Genomic DNA, 5,690 nt, shown 5'->3' on the forward strand with positions numbered 1-5,690 from the left:
AATGTGTGTCCGGCGGTGACCTACTCTCCCACACCCTCCCGGGTGCAGTACCATCGGCGCTGTGGGTCTTAGCTTCCGGGTTCGGAATGGGACCGGGCGTTTCCCCCACGCTATGACCGCCGTAACCCTGTTACCCGCCACCAACCCCGTGGGGGTGGTGTGGGAAGTCTTGTGTGGTTACAACATTGTGGTGTTGATATTCAGTTTATGTTCCTGTGCCAGCAAACGGGTGGGTTTGTTGGTTGGGAACCACATAGTGGACGCAAGCAGTCTTGTTATCTTTTTACCCTTTCCTGGTGTGAACGTCTTTTGAATCCGTTCACGGAAGAGGGTGTGTGGTGTAAGTTATCGGCCTATTAGTACCGGTCAGCTTCACGAGTCGTTAGTCCTCGCTTCCACATCCGGCCTATCAACCCAGTGGTCTGGCTGGGGGCCTCTCACACACAAGGTGTATGGAAATCTCATCTTGAAGCGAGCTTCCCGCTTAGATGCTTTCAGCGGTTATCCCATCCGAACGTAGCTAATCAGCGGTGCACTTGGCAGTACAACTGACACACCAGAGGTTCGTCCGTCCCGGTCCTCTCGTACTAAGGACAGCCCTTCTCAAATTTCCTGCGCGCGCAGCGGATAGGGACCGAACTGTCTCACGACGTTCTAAACCCAGCTCGCGTACCGCTTTAATGGGCGAACAGCCCAACCCTTGGGACCTACTCCAGCCCCAGGATGCGACGAGCCGACATCGAGGTGCCAAACCATGCCGTCGATATGGACTCTTGGGCAAGATCAGCCTGTTATCCCCGAGGTACCTTTTATCCGTTGAGCGACGGCCATTCCACAATGTACCGCCGGATCACTAGTCCCGACTTTCGTCCCTGCTCGAGATGTCTCTCTCACAGTCAAGCTCCCTTGTGCACTTACACTCGACACCTGATTGCCAACCAGGCTGAGGGAACCTTTGGGCGCCTCCGTTACTTTTTAGGAGGCAACCGCCCCAGTTAAACTACCCATCAGGCACTGTCCCTGACCCGGATTACGGGCCGAAGTTAGATGTCCAAAGTGACCAGAGTGGTATTTCAACGATGACTCCACCCGAACTGGCGTCCGGGCTTCAACGTCTCCCACCTATCCTACACAAGCCACTCCGAACACCAATACCAAACTATAGTAAAGGTCTCGGGGTCTTTCCGTCCTGCTGCGCGTAACGAGCATCTTTACTCGTACTGCAATTTCGCCGAGTTTATGGTTGAGACAGCGGGGAAGTCGTTACTCCATTCGTGCAGGTCGGAACTTACCCGACAAGGAATTTCGCTACCTTAGGATGGTTATAGTTACCACCGCCGTTTACTGGGGCTTAAATTCTCAGCTTCGCCTTGCGGCTAACCGGTCCTCTTAACCTTCCAGCACCGGGCAGGAGTCAGTCCGTATACATCGTCTTGCGACTTCGCACGGACCTGTGTTTTTAGTAAACAGTCGCTTCCCCCTGGTCTCTGCGGCCCCGATCCCCTCCACACCGCAAGGGTGTATCAAGGTTGGGGCCCCCCTTCTCCCGAAGTTACGGGGGCATTTTGCCGAGTTCCTTAACCATAATTCTCTCGATCGCCTTAGTATTCTCTACCTGATCACCTGTGTCGGTTTGGGGTACGGGCGGCTAAAACCTCGCGTCGATGCTTTTCTCGGCAGCATAGGATCACCAAATCCCCCCAAACGGGGTCCCATCAGATCTCAGGCATCATGAACAGCGGATTTGCCTACCGTTCGCCCTACATCCTTAGACCGGGACAACCATCGCCCGGCTTGGCTACCTTCCTGCGTCACACCTGTTAATACGCTTGCCTCCCAGGATCAGGTCCTGCGCTCCACCAAAACCCTCACACCACAAGGGCGATCGGGCAGGTCTCGGGCAGTTAGTATCCCCTGTTCAGCATGGGCGGTTTTTCGCCGGTACGGGAATATCAACCCGTTGTCCATCGACTACGCCTGTCGGCCTCGCCTTAGGTCCCGACTTACCCAGGGCAGATTAGCTTGACCCTGGAACCCTTGATCATTCGGCGGACGGGTTTCTCACCCGTCTTTCGCTACTCATGCCTGCATTCTCACTCGTGTAGGCTCCACCGCTGGTTTACACCGCGACTTCACCGCCCACACGACGCTCCCCTACCCATCCAGACGCCTGAACCACAAGGGCTTAGCTAATATCTGAATGCCACAACTTCGGCGGTGTACTTGAGCCCCGCTACATTGTCGGCGCGGAATCACTTGACCAGTGAGCTATTACGCACTCTTTTAAGGATGGCTGCTTCTAAGCCAACCTCCTGGTTGTCTTCGCAACTCCACATCCTTTCCCACTTAGCACACGCTTAGGGGCCTTAGTTGGTGGTCTGGGCTGTTTCCCTCTCGACTATGAAGCTTATCCCCCACAGTCTCACTGCTGCGCTCTCACTTACCGGCATTCGGAGTTTGGCTGACGTCAGTAACCTTGTAGGGCCCATTAGCCATCCAGTAGCTCTACCTCCAGCAAGAAACACGCAACGCTGCACCTAAATGCATTTCGGGGAGAACCAGCTATCACGAAGTTTGATTGGCCTTTCACCCCTACCCACAGCTCATCCCCTCCATTTTCAACTGAAGTGGGTTCGGTCCTCCACGACGTCTTACCGTCGCTTCAACCTGGCCATGGGTAGATCACTTCGCTTCGGGTCTAGATCACGCCACTGCAACGCCCTATTCAGACTCGCTTTCGCTACGGCTGCCCCACACGGGTTAACCTCGCGACGTAACACTAACTCGCAGGCTCATTCTTCAAAAGGCACGCCGTCACCAGAATCAGACTGGCTCCGACGGATTGTAAGCACACGGTTTCAGGTACTGTTTCACTCCCCTCCCGGGGTACTTTTCACCTTTCCCTCACGGTACTGGTCCGCTATCGGTCATTAGGGAGTATTTAGGCTTATCAGGTGGTCCTGACAGATTCGCACGGGATTTCTCGGGCCCCGTACTACTTGGGATACTCATCCGGGCGGTACACAACATTACGGTTACGGGGCTAACACCCTCTCTGGCCGGCCTTTCAAAACCGTTCACCTATGCCTGCACATCACACCCCACCAGCCCGGCAGAACTGGTATGGAAAGTCCCACAACCCCGACCATGCAACGCCCGCCGGCTATCACACATGGAACGGTTTAGCCTGATCCGCGTTCGCTCGCCACTACTAACGGAATCACTATTGTTTTCTCTTCCTGCGGGTACTGAGATGTTTCACTTCCCCGCGTTCCCTCCACGCACCCTATGTGTTCAGATGCGGGTCACCAGGCAACTCGCGCCCCTGGCGGGGTTTCCCCATTCGGACACCCTGGGATCACAGTCCGGTTATCGACTCCCCCAGGCTTATCGCAGATTCCTACGTCCTTCTTCGGCTCCTAATGCCAAGGCATCCACCGTGTGCTCTTAAAAACTTGACCACAAAAGATCAATCAGTAATTTTCGAGAGAACCATGAAAACCACCGCTCCATCCCGAAAGACAGAACAACAGATCCAGGTTCATATTCTTGGAAATTGCTTCTTATAAAAGATGCTCGCGTCCACTATGTAGTTCTCAAACAACAACCCCAAACCACACACCCCACACACAACCCCCGAAAGGATCACACGCATGATCGGTGCAGCCAGGAAACCAGAAACACACAAACCCGCAACCCCACCCCACAAAAAGGGGGCAGAACCCACGGCCCTGTTGCCTCAGGACCCAACAGTGTGCCAAACACTACCCAACAACCCGCACCAGCCGCGTTCCTGAACACCCGCCCTTCCCAAAGGAAAAGAGAACATCCGTACTAACAACCGGTCCGTGCCACCAGGCACCTATTCGTTGATATTCCACCCTTGAGCACCCGCCGCAGAACAAACGTCTGCGCAACGGGCATATACTCCTGACAAACCCCCACCACCACATACGCGGCATGAAAATTTGTAGGTGCTCCTTAGAAAGGAGGTGATCCAGCCGCACCTTCCGGTACGGCTACCTTGTTACGACTTAGTCCCAATCGCCAGTCCCACCTTCGACAGCTCCCTCCCACAAGGGGTTAGGCCACCGGCTTCGGGTGTTACCAACTTTCGTGACTTGACGGGCGGTGTGTACAAGGCCCGGGAACGTATTCACCGCAGCGTTGCTGATCTGCGATTACTAGCGACTCCGACTTCATGGGGTCGAGTTGCAGACCCCAATCCGAACTGAGACCGGCTTTTTGGGATTAGCTCCACCTCACAGTATCGCAACCCTTTGTACCGGCCATTGTAGCATGCGTGAAGCCCAAGACATAAGGGGCATGATGATTTGACGTCGTCCCCACCTTCCTCCGAGTTGACCCCGGCAGTCTCCTATGAGTCCCCACCATCACGTGCTGGCAACATAGAACGAGGGTTGCGCTCGTTGCGGGACTTAACCCAACATCTCACGACACGAGCTGACGACAACCATGCACCACCTGTAAACCGACCGCAAGCGGGGCACCTGTCTCCAGGTGTTTCCGGTTCATGTCAAGCCTTGGTAAGGTTCTTCGCGTTGCATCGAATTAATCCGCATGCTCCGCCGCTTGTGCGGGCCCCCGTCAATTCCTTTGAGTTTTAGCCTTGCGGCCGTACTCCCCAGGCGGGGCACTTAATGCGTTAGCTACGGCGCGGAAAACGTGGAATGTCCCCCACACCTAGTGCCCAACGTTTACGGCATGGACTACCAGGGTATCTAATCCTGTTCGCTCCCCATGCTTTCGCTCCTCAGCGTCAGTTAATGCCCAGAGACCTGCCTTCGCCATCGGTGTTCCTCCTGATATCTGCGCATTTCACCGCTACACCAGGAATTCCAGTCTCCCCTACATCACTCTAGTCTGCCCGTACCCACCGCAGATCCGGAGTTGAGCCCCGGACTTTCACGGCAGACGCGACAAACCGCCTACGAGCTCTTTACGCCCAATAATTCCGGATAACGCTTGCGCCCTACGTATTACCGCGGCTGCTGGCACGTAGTTAGCCGGCGCTTCTTCTGCAGGTACCGTCACTTTCGCTTCTTCCCTACTGAAAGAGGTTTACAACCCGAAGGCCGTCATCCCTCACGCGGCGTCGCTGCATCAGGCTTGCGCCCATTGTGCAATATTCCCCACTGCTGCCTCCCGTAGGAGTCTGGGCCGTGTCTCAGTCCCAGTGTGGCCGGTCACCCTCTCAGGCCGGCTACCCGTCGTCGCCTTGGTAAGCCATTACCTCACCAACAAGCTGATAGGCCGCGAGTCCATCCAAAACCACAAAAAGCTTTCCACCCCCCACCATGCGATGAGGAGTCATATCCGGTATTAGACCCAGTTTCCCAGGCTTATCCCAGAGTTAAGGGCAGGTTACTCACGTGTTACTCACCCGTTCGCCACTAATCCCCCAGCAAGCTGGGATCATCGTTCGACTTGCATGTGTTAAGCACGCCGCCAGCGTTCATCCTGAGCCAGGATCAAACTCTCCGTTGAAGTAAAACAGACACAACCCCAAGCCCCGGGAAAACGGGACCAAAAGGCTGCACAAAATTTGAAACCAGCTGTAAAAACCAGACCACACCACGGGGTGGCGGACCTGGCCAAAACAACCAATCAATAAAACAATTGGTATCAACAAACTTGGCACACTATTGAGTTCTCAAACAACAGACACA

3 rRNA genes are annotated in these 5,690 nt (G+C 55.0%); all 3 read right to left on the reverse strand.

The features are described 5' to 3' along the window. Nucleotides 1-7 precede the first annotated feature (7 nt). A 5S ribosomal RNA gene (gene rrf, locus ACIQF4_RS21095) occupies nucleotides 8-124 on the reverse strand. Between the two features lie 211 nt (nucleotides 125-335). After that, a 23S ribosomal RNA gene (locus ACIQF4_RS21100) occupies nucleotides 336-3,461 on the reverse strand. A 524-nt stretch (nucleotides 3,462-3,985) separates the two neighbouring features. Further along, nucleotides 3,986-5,508 (reverse strand): 16S ribosomal RNA (locus ACIQF4_RS21105). The 16S, 23S and 5S rRNA genes sit together here, the layout of an rRNA operon. Nucleotides 5,509-5,690 lie beyond the last annotated feature (182 nt).

This window comes from Pseudarthrobacter sp. NPDC092202, assembly GCF_044755505.1.
GTDB lineage: Bacteria > Actinomycetota > Actinomycetes > Actinomycetales > Micrococcaceae > Arthrobacter.